This window comes from Limnohabitans sp. Rim28 (genome assembly GCF_000293865.2).
Classification (GTDB): Bacteria; Pseudomonadota; Gammaproteobacteria; order Burkholderiales; family Burkholderiaceae_C; genus Limnohabitans_A.
This window is the reverse complement of sequence record NZ_ALKN02000004.1, coordinates 170311-183881: the sequence shown is the minus strand read 5'-3', so window position 1 is coordinate 183881 and position 13571 is coordinate 170311. Positions and strand designations below refer to the sequence as shown.

Annotated in this window: 14 protein-coding genes; 8 read left to right on the top strand and 6 right to left on the bottom strand. The window is 61.1% G+C overall.

The annotated features are described in order from the left end of the window. The 4 genes from B472_RS06570 to arsS are packed head-to-tail and all read right to left on the bottom strand — an operon-like array spanning position 1 to position 3361. The gene (locus B472_RS06570; RefSeq protein WP_019426225.1) at positions 1-969 is read right to left on the bottom strand and encodes a hypothetical protein; all 969 of its coding nucleotides are present in this window, start codon (positions 967-969) and stop codon (positions 1-3) included. Then, positions 966-1637, bottom strand: a complete 672-nt coding sequence (locus B472_RS06565; protein WP_019426224.1) for a TIGR04282 family arsenosugar biosynthesis glycosyltransferase — start codon at positions 1635-1637, stop codon at positions 966-968. Before B472_RS06565 ends, B472_RS06570 begins: the two co-directional genes overlap by 4 nt. Continuing rightward, a complete protein-coding gene (locus tag B472_RS06560; RefSeq protein ID WP_026039408.1) occupies positions 1634-2323 on the bottom strand; it encodes a TIGR04283 family arsenosugar biosynthesis glycosyltransferase in 690 nt (229 codons plus the stop codon). Before B472_RS06560 ends, B472_RS06565 begins: the two co-directional genes overlap by 4 nt. Before the next feature lie 36 nt (positions 2324-2359). After that, complete coding sequence (gene arsS / locus B472_RS06555; RefSeq protein ID WP_019426222.1) at positions 2360-3361, bottom strand: arsenosugar biosynthesis radical SAM (seleno)protein ArsS; 1002 nt, start codon at positions 3359-3361, stop codon at positions 2360-2362. A 166-nt stretch (positions 3362-3527) separates the two neighbouring features. Between arsS and selD the strand changes: the two genes are divergently transcribed. From selD to B472_RS06530, 5 genes are all read left to right on the top strand, one after another. Continuing rightward, positions 3528-5891, top strand: a complete 2364-nt coding sequence (gene selD / locus B472_RS06550) for a selenide, water dikinase SelD (RefSeq protein ID WP_019426221.1) — start codon at positions 3528-3530, stop codon at positions 5889-5891. Positions 5892-5913: 22 nt separating this feature from the next. After that, a complete protein-coding gene (locus tag B472_RS06545) occupies positions 5914-6594 on the top strand; it encodes a cupin domain-containing protein (RefSeq protein ID WP_019426220.1) in 681 nt (226 codons plus the stop codon). A gap of 2 nt (positions 6595-6596) precedes the next feature. After that, positions 6597-7301 (top strand): haloacid dehalogenase type II, encoded by a 705-nt coding sequence (locus tag B472_RS06540; RefSeq protein ID WP_040505833.1) that lies wholly within the window; start codon positions 6597-6599, stop codon positions 7299-7301. A gap of 89 nt (positions 7302-7390) precedes the next feature. Then, positions 7391-8143, top strand: coding sequence for an ABC transporter substrate-binding protein (locus B472_RS06535; RefSeq protein ID WP_019426218.1), 753 nt, complete (start codon positions 7391-7393; stop codon positions 8141-8143). A gap of 58 nt (positions 8144-8201) precedes the next feature. Beyond that, positions 8202-8777 (top strand): carboxymuconolactone decarboxylase family protein, encoded by a 576-nt coding sequence (locus B472_RS06530; protein WP_019426217.1) that lies wholly within the window; start codon positions 8202-8204, stop codon positions 8775-8777. A 31-nt stretch (positions 8778-8808) separates the two neighbouring features. On the opposite strand, the gene B472_RS06525 is transcribed toward B472_RS06530, so the two are convergent. Both B472_RS06525 and B472_RS06520 read right to left on the bottom strand, forming a co-directional pair. Beyond that, on the bottom strand, positions 8809-9453 hold the full coding sequence (locus B472_RS06525) for a 3-oxoacid CoA-transferase subunit B (protein ID WP_019426216.1): 645 nt from the start codon (positions 9451-9453) through the stop codon (positions 8809-8811). Continuing rightward, positions 9450-10160, bottom strand: a complete 711-nt coding sequence (locus B472_RS06520) for a 3-oxoacid CoA-transferase subunit A (RefSeq protein WP_019426215.1) — start codon at positions 10158-10160, stop codon at positions 9450-9452. Before B472_RS06520 ends, B472_RS06525 begins: the two co-directional genes overlap by 4 nt. Before the next feature lie 185 nt (positions 10161-10345). Here B472_RS06520 and B472_RS06515 point away from each other — a divergent pair, with 185 nt between their 5' ends. The 3 genes from B472_RS06515 to B472_RS06505 all read left to right on the top strand — a co-directional run bounded on the left by B472_RS06515 (position 10346) and on the right by B472_RS06505 (position 13564). Then, positions 10346-11368, top strand: coding sequence for a tripartite tricarboxylate transporter substrate binding protein (locus tag B472_RS06515; protein ID WP_019426214.1), 1023 nt, complete (start codon positions 10346-10348; stop codon positions 11366-11368). Positions 11369-11423: 55 nt separating this feature from the next. Continuing rightward, positions 11424-12395: a tripartite tricarboxylate transporter substrate binding protein BugD gene (locus B472_RS06510; protein WP_019426213.1), complete on the top strand. Its 972-nt coding sequence runs from the start codon at positions 11424-11426 to the stop codon at positions 12393-12395. Positions 12396-12529: 134 nt separating this feature from the next. Then, the gene (locus B472_RS06505) at positions 12530-13564 is read left to right on the top strand and encodes a class I SAM-dependent methyltransferase (RefSeq protein ID WP_133176076.1); all 1035 of its coding nucleotides are present in this window, start codon (positions 12530-12532) and stop codon (positions 13562-13564) included. Positions 13565-13571 lie beyond the last annotated feature (7 nt).

The following is a 13571-nucleotide window of genomic DNA, read 5'->3' as shown; positions in this document are numbered from 1 at the left end:
TCAAGTCTCCCCACGAATGACATCGGCTTCACGGTAGGCCGGACCTGCCGCGATGCGCGAAAAATAAGACGCGTGTGCGTCGGAACCCTCGGGCCACTGCTGCAAAAAGCGCGTTTGCGCTGCGACGGCAGGGGTCTCAATGGCAATGGCTTCGAGGTGCAGGCCGCTGGCTTGTACGTGGCAGCGGCGCTGCGGCCCCTCAAAAGGCGTCGTGGCGATGCGCGTGAGCAAGCCCGCCGCATCGCCTTGAAAGTTCGGCATGCCCGCCGCGCCGTTGTTGAGCACCCAGGCGCTGCGGGCACGGCCGGGCACGCTGAGCTGCTGAAATACCGGCAAGCAGGTGTGTGAGCTGGCAAAGACGTCCACTTGCGCCCGCTCAAACCAGCGCCGCACCACAGGCAGATGCGCCGGATCGCGCAGGTGTTCCTGTGCGAAGCCCCAACCGGCCAAAGATTGCGCGTCGCCGTGCACCAAGCCCACGCGCAGCGGACCCACCTGCGCCACGCGCCACATGGGCAAAGCAGCCAGCTGGACGCGTTGCTCGGGCGTGGTGGCCGTGCGCAATTGGGTCAGGATGCGGTTAGAACGCGAGACCACGTCTTGACCCACCCAATCGGGGTAGGCGCAGCCGCAGCCCGCCTCGGGATCGGGGTCGTCTTCGGCCAACTCGGTTTCGACATTGCCGCGCAAAGCCAGGTGCGACAAGACCGCCGCTTGCACCCGCGCGAAGATGGCCGGGTCGATGTCAAACCAGTGAAAGTCGCCGTTGAACACCAAGCGCTTGCGCCCGCGCTCTTGTTCAAACAAGTGCAACACCTCGTGCAGCGCCAACTCGTTGCCATACAAGCCGCCCACCACATAAAGGGTGTCCAGGCCGGTCAAGTCCGGGTCGGGGGCTGAGGTGAAAACGTCGGGGCCATAGTGGTAGTGCAGGGGACAGCTGCGGCCGGCTTGGGCGTCTGGGTTCATGGTGAAGGAACGGCTTGGAGCAGATGGGATCGGTTGGGCCAATCCGGCGGCAAATGGTGCAAATCAGTGGGCTCGTCCATGTCGTGTACCGGTGCCAGTTCACACCAGCGCAAACCGGCTTGATGGGTGCGAGTCCGGGTCTCGGCCATGACGCTGGCGGTACTCCAGACCATGCCCTCGAACAGCTCAGGCACGGGCTGGCGTAAGCCCACCAGCGCATAGCCCCCGTCGTGCGCGGGCACAAACACGGCGTCGTGCATCTGCAAGGCCTGTGCGGCTTGCTGCAGCACCGTGGCGTTCAGGCCGGGTGCATCGGTTCCCATGAGCAAGACCGCCGAATGGCGTGACAAGCCGCGCACCAAAGCGCGGTGCATGCGCGCCCCCAAATCGCCGTCGCCTTGAACGCTCAATGACAAATGGCCTTGGCGGGGGTCCTTGCCGATTTTCTGGGCGATGTGTTGTGCCTGGGCAAAGGCTGGGTGCGTGGTGTCGGGGCTGACGCACAATTCCAGCGCGTCCCACGGCACTTGCGCGGCCTGTTGTACCGCGTGCAAAAGCAGCTGCTGGGCCAAGCCCGCCGAGCCTTGGGGGCCCAAGGCCGGGATCATGCGGGTTTTGGCCAAACCCGCCACAGGTGCTTTGGCAAAAATGACCAGCGCAGTGCTCATCGGTAATCCCGAGCCAAGGTGTGCGCCGACTCACCGCGCCAATAACGCCAGCGCAAGCGCCACATCAACAGGATGGTGCGCCACACGCCGCGCTGCTCCCAACGCCGACCGGAGGTGACCACCCGCTGACGCAAGCAAGCCGCTGGGCCCACAGCGCGCAGGCGCTGAGACAGGTCAATGTCTTCCATCAGCGGCTGCAGCGCAAAGCCGCCCACCTGTGCGAAAACATCGCGGCGCACGAAGATGGCCTGATCGCCGGTGGCGATGCCTGTCCAGCGCGAACGCCAGTTCATCAGCCTGGCCACCACCGCCAGCATCCAGGGCCGCCCCGCAATGCGCACATCAAAGCGCCCCCAAACATGGCCCCGAGACAAGGCTTGCAGCAAGTGCACGTCGGCGCGCTCGGGCAGCGTGGTGTCGGCGTGCAAAAACAAAAGCACCTCACCCCAGCCCAGCGCGGCGCCGGCGTTCATTTGCAAAGCCCTGCCGCACGGGCCCTCAATGACGGCGTCGGCATGCGCTTGGGCCAAAGCCCGGGTGTCATCTTGGCTGCCACCGTCCACCACCACCACGCGCGCGCCGCGCTGGCGCAAAGGGGCCAAGGACTGCAACAGGGCCTCAATGCCCTGAGCCTCGTTCAGCACGGGCACCACGATGCACAAAGAACAAGACAATGGCGTGGACATGGGCGAGGGCATGAGGGTGACCGGCACACGGTTCTTTTAGGCAGATTGCGTCATGGGCGTCATGCCGGCTTTGTCCTCCAAAGCACCCCCGCAACTGCTGCCCTGACCCGCGGTGCAGCCATAGCAATGGTCTGCGATGGCGATCGCTTGGCCAGCGACATCCACCGTCAACAAGTCTTCAATTCGAGCGGGCTTGGGTCCTGACACAGGTGACGCCATGCCCAACATTTGGTTGAAATCGCAGTCGTACAACTGGCCTTGCCAATCCACACTGATCAGGGTTCTGCACATCACCGTGTGCAGGTTTTCAGGTCGGTAAGCGCTGCGCAGCAACTGCATGTAAGTGGCAAATTGGCCCTTGCTGACCAAGGTGCTGCCAAAACGCTGCACCGGCATGTTGGTCAAAGCGAACAGGTGGTTGAACCGAATGCCGAAATGCGCCAGCAACTCGCGCTTGTAGTCCGCTTCCAAGGCCTCTTGGGGCGGCGGCAAGGAGGGCCCTTGCGGGTTGTAGACCAAGTTCAAGACCAATTCGGGATGCGAAGCTTGGCCATACCCCAGAGCATTGAGCTGCTGCAAACCGGTCACGCTGCGCTCAAACACACCGTCGCCGCGTTGACGGTCCACGTTGGCAGGCGAATAGCACGGCAAGGAAGCCGTGACTTCGACTTGCTGTTCGGCCAAAAATTCGGCCAAGCCCTCTTGGCCGGGCTCACTCAAAATCGTCAGGTTGCATCGGTCGATGACCCGCACACCCAAAGCCCGAGCACGCACCACCAAAGACCGAAAGCCCTCATGGAGTTCGGGGGCCCCTCCCGTGAGGTCCAGGGTTTGGATGTTTCGGCGCGCCAACACCGCCAACACCGCTTCGATGGTGGCCGCATCCATCATTTCGGTCCGGTTGGGGCCGGCGCCCACATGGCAGTGCAGGCAACTTTGGTTGCACTTGTAGCCGAGATTGACCTGCAAGGTGTCCAGCGTTTGACGGCGAATCGCCGGAAAGTCGGTGACCTTCAAAAGGGGGAAGGTGGGGTGCATGAAAGAGGGTTCCTGGTCAAGATGGCTTGATTCTGAGTTCAATACGTTACATCAGATCAAAAGCTGACACTTGCCCCTGTTGAATCTGGTGGCACACTTCAGCAGTGGCTGTGATCCCAGCAGCCGGGCACCTCTGGGTGCATGTCAAACCCTGGACCCTCTGAGAATGCAATCTACCCCTCAACCCGTGCTGCGTGACTTGGTGTTGGTTGGCGGCGGCCACAGCCATGTGGGCGTGCTGCGCATGTTCGCCATGCAGCCTGAGCCAGGGGTTCGCCTCACCCTGATCTGCACCGACATCGACACGCCTTACTCGGGCATGTTGCCGGGCTACATCTCCGGTCATTACAGCTTTGACGAAGTCCACATCGACCTGGGCCGCTTGTGTGCCTTTGCTGGCGCACGCTTTTACCGTGATGCGGTGGTGGGCATTGACCGCCAAAATCAACGCGTGATCTGTGCCCACCGACCTCCGGTCGCTTACGACCTGTTGTCCATCAACACCGGATCGACGCCGCAGGTGCAAAACATCGAGGGCGCGCAAGCGCTGGCCACACCCGTCAAACCGATTGCACAGTTCAACCAACGCTGGCTGGCACTGCTGGACAAAGTCCGCCAATGGCCTTCGCACCGAGGTCGCATGACGATCGCGGTGGTGGGGGGCGGCGCGGGTGGTGTGGAGCTGGTCTTGTCCATGCAATACCGACTGCGCCATGAGCTCAAAGCATTGGGGCGCAACCCAGAAGACCTGAAATTTGTGCTGTTGACCTCCGGCGAATCCATCTTGCCGACCCACAACCCAGGTGTGCGCGCGCGGTTTGCACAAGTGCTGCAAGAACGCAACGTCGAAGTGCACCCCCATGCCGAGGTGGTTCAAGTCTCACCCGGTTGCCTGCACACGCGCAACGGCCGCACCTTTGACGCCGATGAGACCATGTGGGTCACGCAGGCGGGTGGCCCCGCTTGGCTGCAAAGCACGGGCCTGGCCTTGGATGCCCAAGGCTTCATCTTGGTCCATCCTCAGCTGCAGAGCTTGAACGATCCTTTGGTCTTTGCGGCGGGCGATGTAGCCTCTTTTGTCGATCGCCCCCTCGAAAAAGCCGGGGTTTTTGCGGTGCGCATGGCCAAACCCCTGGCCAACAATTTGCGGCGGAGTTTGCGTGGACAAAAGTTGTTGGCCTACACGCCACAACGCCACTGGCTGGCCTTGATCTCAACCGGCAACCGCTATGCCGTGGGCTCACGCGGTTCTTTGGGGTTTGGGGGTGATTGGGTGTGGCGCTGGAAAGACCGGATCGACCGGAACTTCATGCAGCGCTTCAACCAATTGCCCGCCATGGACAACGCGGGCCACCCCTCGGCCATGGCCCATGTGCAACAAGCCATGTACACCATGGGCCAAATGCTCAAAGACATTCAGGCCCAGGGCAAAGCGCCCACCACGCGTTTGAGCTTGACCTCCGAAGAATCGCTGCAAGCGATCTCGGCCATCGCCATGCGCTGCGGGGGGTGCGGCGCCAAAGTCGGGGCCAATATTTTGTCGAGGGCTTTGGGCAGCTTGCAGCCTGTGGCGCGGTCGGATGTCTTGATCGGCCTGCACTCGCCAGACGATGCGGCCGTGGTGCGCGTGCCGCCGGGCATGGCCGTGGTGCAAACGGTCGACTTCTTCAGGGCCTTCATCGACGACCCTTATTTGTTTGGCAAAGTGGCCGCCAATCACGCATTGGGCGATGTTTTTGCCATGGGCGCCGAGCCACAAACCGCCACCGCCGTGGTCACCGTGCCCCCGGGTCTGGAGAGCAAGGTGGAAGACCTGCTGACCCAAATGATGGGCGGGGCCATCGAGGTGCTGAACGCCGCAGGCTGCGCCTTGGTGGGCGGGCACACGGGCGAGGGCGCCGAGCTGGCTCTGGGCTTTGCCATCAACGGCCTGATCGATGAGAAGATGGACAGCGTGATGCGCAAGGGCGGCATGCAGCCCGGCGATGTGCTGCTGCTGACCAAGCCGATGGGCACAGGCACCTTGTTTGCGGCGCACGCACGCCATGCGGCAAAGGGCCGGTGGATCGATGCGGCGTTGCAGTCCATGGTGCTGTCCAACCAAACTGGCGCACAGGTTTTGCGTGCCCACGGCGCCACCGCCTGTACCGACCTGACCGGCTTTGGCCTGCTGGGCCACTTGGTCGAGATGACGCGACCCTCGGGCGTGGATGCCGAGCTGAACATGAGCACCTTGCCCCTGCTGGACGGTGCGGTGGACTGCGTGAAGGCGGGCATCGTCAGTTCTTTGCAACCGGCCAATGTGCGCCTGCGCCGCGCCCTGCGCAACGCTGACGAGTTCATCAACGACCCGCGCTATCCTCTGCTGTTTGACCCGCAAACCGCAGGCGGTCTGCTGGCCAGCGTGCCTGCCGCGCAAGCGGCGGCTTGTGTGCAAGCGCTCAAGGCCGCTGGCTATGTGCACACCGCCATCATCGGTCGCATCACCGCACAAGGTGAGGCCATCGAGCCGGTTTTGCTGAAAACCTGAGTGCCTTCAACGCCTGCCATTCATGACCACCGAACACATCACGCACCCCATCACACTGAATGCCGACCTGACCCAGCGCTGCATCGTGCACAGCCCCTCGCTGGATTGGGTGGACTCACCGTCATCCGGCGTGTCGCGCCGCATGCTGGAGCGCGACGGCGGCGAGGTGGCGCGCGCCACCTCCATCGTGCGTTATGCGCCCGGCTCGGCCTTTGCCAGCCACACCCACGGCGGGGGCGAAGAAATTTTGGTGCTCGAAGGCACGCTGCACGACGAGCACGGGGTCTACGGTCCGGGCACCTACATCCAGAACCCGGTGGGCAGCTCGCACACGCCGTCCTCACCCGAGGGCTGCACCCTGTTTGTGAAGCTGCGCCACCTGGACCCACGCGACAACGAACGCGTGGTCGTTGACACGCGCCGCAGCGCGTGGCGTCAGGGCATGGTGGAGGGCCTGAAGGTCTTGCCCCTGAACACCTTCGGGACTCAAAACACGGCTTTGGTGCGCTGGGCCCCGCAGACCTTTTTCAACCCGCACCGACATTGGGGTGGCGAAGAGATCTTGGTGGTCGAGGGCGTGTTCTCGGACGAACACGGCGACTACCCCGCAGGCAGTTGGCTGCGCAGCCCACACATGAGCCAGCACCAGCCGTTTAGCCGCGAGGGCTGTTTGATTCTGGTGAAAACAGGGCATCTGGTTTGATCATGACTTCATCCACAACCCCCATTCGCGCCGTCGTCTTTGACGCCTACGGCACGCTGTTCGATGTGTATTCGATCGGCGCTTTGGCCGAAAAACTCTACCCCGGCCAGGGCGCGGCCCTGTCGGTGCTGTGGCGCGACAAGCAAATCGAGTACACGCGCTTGATCTCGCTGAGCGACCCCAACCCCCAAGGCAGTCGTCATTACCAATCGTTTTGGGACATCACACGCGCTTCACTGCGTTATGCGCTGGCGCGTTTGGGCCTGGCGCACACCAGCGCCCATGAAGACGCGCTGATGGCGCAATACGCCGAGCTCTCGGCTTTCCCGGAAAACTTGGGCGTGCTGAAAGCCTTGCGCCAACGCGGCGTGGCCACCGCGATTTTGTCCAACGGCAGCCCCGAGATGCTGCAATCGGCCGTGCACAGTGCCCGCATGAGCGAGTTGCTCGATGCGGTGCTGTCGGTGGACAGCGTGCGCCAGTTCAAGACCACCCCCACAAGCTACCAAATCGTGACCGCCCACTTTGGATGGGCACCCGCCGAAGTGCTGTTTGTCTCGAGCAACGCCTGGGACGCGCTGGGCGCCACCTGGTTTGGCTTCACCACGCTGTGGGTCAACCGCCAGAGCCTGCCGCCTGAGGCCATCGGGCCTGCGCCACACCACACGGGCCGAGATTTGACCGAAGTGTTGAAGGTCCTGGGCTGAACCATGGGCAAGAACGCTGTTTGTCAGCGGCTTGCGCAGTTCGGGTTTTTAAAATGCGTTTTGCCGCACTGTCTTTTTGAAGATCACCCATGAGCCATCCATCTGCCCCATCTTTAGCCGCCCTGCTTGCACCCCACGGTGTTTTGCGCGTGGCCATCAACCTGGGCAACCCGGTGCTCGCCGGGCTCGACGCCGCAGGCGAGCCCTCAGGGATTTCGGCCGACCTGTCGCGCAAACTGGCGGCCCAACTGGGCCTGGGCATTGCATGGCGGGTGTTCAAAAAGGCCGATGAATCGGTGCATTGCGTGCGCGCCGACGAGGCCGACATGGGGTTTTTTGCCATCGACCCGGTGCGCGGCGAGGGTCTGCATTTTTCACCGCCCTATGTACAAATCGAAGGGGCCTACATGGTGCGCAGCGACTCGCCTCTGCAAAGCAACGACGAAGTTGACCAGGCCAACAACCGTGTGACGGTGGGCGCCGGCAGTGCTTACGATTTGTTTTTGACCCGTCACCTGAAAAACGCCCCCATCGTGCGCGCACCCAGCTCACCCGCCGTGGTCGATGTGTTCATGGCCCAGCAACTCGAAGTGGCTGCCGGCGTGAAGCAACAATTGGAAGCCGACGCGCAGCGCCTGCCGGGCGTGCGCCTGCTGCCGGGCCGCTTCATGGTCATCCACCAGGCCATGGGCATGCCCGCTCAGCGAAGCGAGACAGCGCGGCAATTTCTGAACGGTTTTGTGGAAGAGGCCAAACAATCAGGCTGGGTCGCCGAAGCCTTTGTGCGCCACCAGATCCAGGGGGCAGCCGTGGCCCCACCGGGCTATCCCGCACACGACTGATGTGCGTCTGATCAGGTGATAAATTGAGGCTTGATCATTCAACCCAAGAGACCGTCCGATGACCTCCCCCAAAACAGACCGCCTGCCCGAAATCCCGCGTGAACAAATGACCGAGGCACAGCGTGCGGCGGTGGACGAATTGGTCAGCGGGCCGCGCGGCAAACTCTCGGGGCCCTTTGTGCCTTTGATGCGAAGCCCCGAGCTGATGCGCCGCTTACAAAAGGTGGGTGAGTACCTGCGCTACGACAACACCGTCGGTCTGCACAACTCGGAATTTGCCGTTCTGGTGGTGGCACGCCACTGGTCTCAGCCGGTGGAATGGCACATCCACAAACCGATCGCCATCCAAGCCGGTGTGAGCGAAGAGACCTGCAACGCGATTGCCGAAGGCCGACGCCCACCGCACATGACGGCCGAAGAGACCGTGGTGTATGACTTCCTGCAAGAGTTGTTGCACAACCAATCGGTGAGCGACGTGACCTGGGCAGCTGCCCATCGGATGTTTGGCGACCAGGGCGTCATCGACATGACGGCACACTGCGGTTACTACAGCTTGTTGGCCATGGTCATGAACACCACGCGCCGCAGCGTGCCGGACGGCGCAGCGCCGGCGCTGGCACCCTTTCCAAATTAACAAGGACAGGGTTGGCTGGCAAACCCTGCTGTCACGCTGCCCTGAGCGGCAAGCCTATCAGCTCAGCCAAGGCTTGCAAACTCAGGCCATCCACCACGTCAATGACTTCCAGGCCATGGGGCGTGCAAGCCAGCGTGGCCAAGTCGGTGTAGACCCTTTTGACACAGCCAATGCCGGTCAAAGGGTAGCTGCAAGCTTGCACCAATTTGCTTTGGCCTTGCTTGGTCAGCAGGTCCATCATCACCCAGGTTTGCTTGGCCCCGATGGCCAAGTCCATGGCACCACCCACGGCCGGAATGGCGTCGGGCTCGCCCGTGTGCCAGTTGGCCAGATCGCCCGTGGCGCTGACTTGAAAAGCCCCCAACACACAGATGTCCAGGTGACCGCCGCGCATCATCGCAAAACTGTCGGCGTGGTGAAAAAACGCACCACCCGGGAGCAAGGTCACCGGTTGCTTGCCCGCATTGATCAGGTCGTAATCTTCCAGCCCTTTGGCCGGGGCTGGCCCCATGCCCAAGATGCCGTTTTCGCTGTGCAAAAGCACTTCGCGGCTGGCCGGGATGTGGTTGGCCACCAACGTGGGTTGGCCAATGCCCAAATTCACGGTGGCGCCTTCGGGAATGTCTTGCGCCACACGGGCGGCCAGTTCGTCTTTGCTGCGTCGGGTGTAAGTCATGCCTTGATGCCTCCGGCCTGGGTGGCCACGCGGTCGATTTTGACCACCGCTTGTACAAAAATACCGGGCGTGACCACCGTTTCGGGGTCCAGCTGGCCCAAGGCGACTTGCTCGTGCACTGTGGCCACGGTTTTGCGCGCTGCCATGGCCATGATGGGTCCGAAATTGCGCGCTGCCTTGCGGTACGTCAGATTGCCCCAGCGGTCGCCCCGCTCGGCCTTGATCAAAGCCAAATCGGCGTGAATAGGGGTTTCATAGACGTACATGCGGCCATCGATTTCGCGGGTTTCTTTGGGCGAACCATCGGCGTGCTTGGCCAAGTCGGTCCCGTAACCCGTGGGGGTGAAAAAGCCACCAATGCCTGCGCCCGCGGCCCGAATGCGCTCGGCCAAATTGCCCTGCGGTACCAACTCCAATTCAAGCTGGCCCGATCGGTACAGGCCATCAAAAACATAGGAATCAATTTGGCGTGGAAAGCTGCAAATGATTTTGCGCACCCGACCGGCTTTGAGCAAAGCGGCCAGGCCCTGCTCGGCATTGCCTGCATTGTTGTTGACCACGGTGAGGTCGCGCGCGCCTTGCGCAATCAAACCCTCAATCAGCTCATCGGGGATGCCGGCCGTGCCAAAGCCGCCGATCATGACCGTGGCCCCATCGGGGGTATCGGCCAGCGCCTCTGCGACTGAATCCACAAACTTGTTGATCATATGTTGCGTACCCCTTTTCAACCCTTGAGCATAGTCTGAGCTTATCGGTACTTTCAGAAACTTGTGGCGAGAAACAGGCACATTGGAGACTGATGACGTCCGAATCAGACCCAAAGGGTGTCGCGCACAAGGCAGCACATTTTTGCACTTTCGATCAGCATTTCACATCTTTGACAGGACCGAATATGTTCTCATTTTCGCAAGCGCTTGCACGCAAAAACCCCGTCCATCGCCGACGCTTTTTGAACCGAACACTGCTGAGCGGCCTTGGCTTGGTGCTGGCTTGGGGTGGTGCACATGCCCAATCCGCCTACCCGCAACGTCCGATTTTGATGGTGGTGCCACAAGCGGCCGGAGGCACCAATGACATTGTGGGGCGCTTGGTCAGCCAAAAGTTGTCCGAGGTTTTGGGCTCGCCCGTGGCGGTCGAGAATCGCCCTGGCGCCGGCGGCAACATCGGCACCCAGTTTGCGGCCAAAGCCCCCAAAGACGGCTACACCTTGCTGATGACCATCAGCAGCAGCCAGGCCATCAACCCGGCTTTGTACAAAACCCCCGGCTTTGACCCTGTGAAAGATTTCAAACCCGTCGCCTTGATTGGCTCGGTTCCCAATGTCTTGTTGGCCAACCCCAGTTTCGCCGGCAAAACAGTCCAAGACTTGATCACTGCAGCCAAGGCCAAACCGGGCCAGCTGCAATACGCCTCGGCGGGCAACGGCACGCTCAACCATTTGCTGGGTGAAATGCTCAACAGCATGGCGAGCATCCAGTTGCAACATGTGCCTTACAAAGGCGTCGCACCGGCCATGAACGATGTGCTGGGGGGTCAATTGCCCTTCGTGTTTGCCAGCTTGCCCGCCTCATTGAGTCACATCAAGGCCGGCAAGCTCAAAGCTCTGGCCGTGAGCAGCCCCAAACGCTCGCCGGCCCTGCCCGATGTTCCGGCGCTGGCCGAGGCTGTGCCCGGTTATGCAGGCACACTGTGGATCGGCTTGTTCAGCCCCGCGGGCGTGCCTGCCGATGTTTCTGCCAAGCTCAACGAAGCCATGGCCAAAACTTTGGCAGCCAAAGACCTGCGGGACAAGCTGGAACAACAAGGGGTTGAGTTGGCCGCCCCCACAACGCCTGAGCAATTTGCGGCACTTTTAAACGACGACATTGTCCGTTGGGGGCAAATCGTGAAGTCATCGGGTGCCTCCATCGACTGATCACCTTACCCGCCAAGACGATTGGCCACTTTTTCACACCACCATTGGAGACAATATGAAAACTTCTTTTAAATTGGCTTGGGTTGCTTTGACTTTGGCCTGCACGGCAGCAAGCGCGCAAAACTACCCCAACCGACCCATCACTTTGGTGGTGCCTTTTGCAGCAGGCGGCCCCACCGATGTCGTGGCCCGCATGATGGCCATTCCCATGGGCAGGTCGCTGGGGCAATCGGTGGTGGTTGAAAACGTCAACGGCGCAGGCGGCACCGTGGGCGCCACCAAAGTAGCGCGCTCCGCACCCAATGGTTACACCATCTTTTTGCACCACATGGGCATGGCCACGTCACCTGCCTTGTACAAAAAACTGAACTTCGACCCCCTGAACGACTTTGAGTACATCGGCCAAGTGCTGGATGTGCCCATGACACTGATCGCTCGCAAAGACATTCCGGCCAATAATCTGCAAGAGTTGATTGCGTACGTCAAAGCCAATGAAAGCAAAGTCTCACTCGCCGACGCAGGCCTTGGCGCCGTGTCCAACCTGTGCGGCCTGATGTTCAAAAGCGCCATTGGCATCAACATCAACACCATCCCTTACAAGGGCACCGGTCCCGCCATGAACGACCTGCTCGGCGGTCAAGTGGACATTCTGTGTGACCAGACCACGCAAACTGTGCCGATGATCAAAGATGGCCGGGTGAAAGTCTTCGGAGTGACCACCACCAAACGTTTGGCAGCATTGCCCAACGTACCCACTTTGGACGAGCAGGGACTCAAGGGCTTTGAAGTCAAGGTCTGGCACGGCATGTACGCCCCCAAGGGCACACCAGCACCCGTGCTGGCCCAGATCAACACCGCCATGCGCGCCGCCATGGCCGAACCATCCATCGTGCAGCGCCTGGGTGAACTCAGCTCTGAAATTCCAACGGTCGACAAAATGACGCCCAAAGGCCTGGAAGACCACCTGAAATCGGAAATCAACAAATGGGGCCCGGTGATCCGCAAAGCAGGCGTATCGGCTGACTGATCTGGTCATTCGTCTTCGGTGCCCGCCCTGCGCAGGGGCACCGAAGACGTCCACCACAAAGCCCCCTCTGGTCTTAAAAGCCCCTGGTTAATTGCCCTAATTAAGTGGTGAATGACGCAAATTACAATGCGCCGATGACCACCTTTGACCCAACAAGCACCGCCACAGGCACGCCACTGAACGCCCACACAGCCTGCCCTTGCTGCGGTGAACGTTCGGCACAAGTCATCGCCAACAAAGACGGTAAAACAGGTGACGCCTTGCTCACCGTGTCCTGCAACCGTTGCGGTTTGGGCCGCATCGACCCGCTGCCCAGCGATCAGGAATTGGCCGACTGGTACGCCACCCAATACCGACAGGCCTACAAATCAGCTGTTCAGCCCGCCTTGCGCCATGTCTTGCGTGCCGGCCGCAATGCGCAGTGGCGTTGGCAGTGGTTGTGTCAAAACACCGATGCTCGCTGGTCGGACACCGACCTCCGATCCCAGCGCAGCTTGGACATTGGTTCGAGCAGTGGTGAGTTTGTGTACCTTTTGCAAACATTGGGGTTTCAGGCCAAGGGCATTGAGCCGCATGCAGGCTATGCCACTTATGCCCAAAGCATGCTGGGCATCCCTGTCAACAACAGCACCTTGCAGCAAGGCTTGGCCAGCGAAACCGCGAGTTCTTTGGATTTGATTTCGATGTTCCATGTTTTGGAGCATCTGGCTGAACCCGTGGCCGCCTTGCGCACCATCGGCGGAAAACTCAAGGCCAAAGGCTTGTTGTACATCGAGGTGCCCAACGCCACGCGCTTGTGCTCGCCGGATTACATGTTTTTCAGGGCACACACGCTGTATTTCACGGGGCCCACTTTGCGCCACTTGCTCGAAACCGCAGGCTTCCAATTGCTGGCCCAAAGCCCTGACGACTCGGACAACTTGAGTGTGGTGGCACAGTTTGTCGGTGGTGAGGGCGCTGAATCGGCCGCCATGGCAATCACAGACGCCAGCCACAGCTTGGTGACCGCCCATCGCGCGCGCCGCTGGTTGCCCTATTTGGTGCAGCAATTGCAAGATGGCCAACCCCTGCGCAAGTGGCGGACACGTCAGGAAGAAAAACGCAGTGCAGCCCAATATGCGAACGGCCTGGCGCTGCTGGATGACTTGTACGGCAAAAAGGCCGCCTGAAACTGAG